Raw genomic sequence first — 532 nt, 5'->3', positions numbered from 1 at the left:
CCTCCAGCGAGCCCAGCTGGGTGGGGGAGTTGCGGTCCACCACGTCGTCGAGCCAGCCGAGGCTGTCGGCGTCGACGGCCCGGTAGTCGTGGTCGAGCCGGACCAGCGTCTCCCCCGACGGCAGCGCCTCGATGTGCCAGGCACCGCCCATCGCGGCCACCGGGGGCGTGCTGACCTCCTGCCGGAACCGGATCCGGAGCTGCTCCGGGTCCAGGGTGCGGTGCGACGTCCAGTTCTTGACGGTGTCGCCCGCGGTCGCCCAGATCCGGATCCGCTCCTCCCGCTCGCCGCGCTCCAGGTGGTCGACGTAGATGCTCGGGGGGAACACCCGGGGCCAGTCGTCCGCCTCCGCCAGCAGGCGGTAGACGGTCTCGGCCGGAGCCGAGATCTTGATCTCGTGTCCGGACTCGTGCAGCTCGGACGGCATGTTGGACTCCTCGGAGCTCGGGGAAGGACGGGTCTGGGCGGCTCAGAAGTTGCCGAGGCCACCGCAGACGTTCAGGGCCTGCGAGGTGGTGGCGGCCGCCGTGTG

1 protein-coding gene is annotated in these 532 nt (G+C 71.6%); it reads right to left on the bottom strand.

Features of this window, described 5'->3' with window-relative positions; translation table 11 throughout:
• On the bottom strand, positions 1 to 427 hold a 427-nt coding region (locus tag ABD323_RS45105; protein WP_344447736.1), incomplete at its 3' end, for an aromatase/cyclase.
• Positions 428 to 532: the final 105 nt, after the last annotated feature.

This window comes from Kitasatospora nipponensis (assembly GCF_039528135.1).
In the GTDB taxonomy this organism is placed as follows: Bacteria; Actinomycetota; Actinomycetes; order Streptomycetales; family Streptomycetaceae; genus Kitasatospora; species Kitasatospora nipponensis.
Note: the sequence above shows the minus strand (reverse complement) of the source record. Positions and strands in the feature narration are given on the sequence as shown.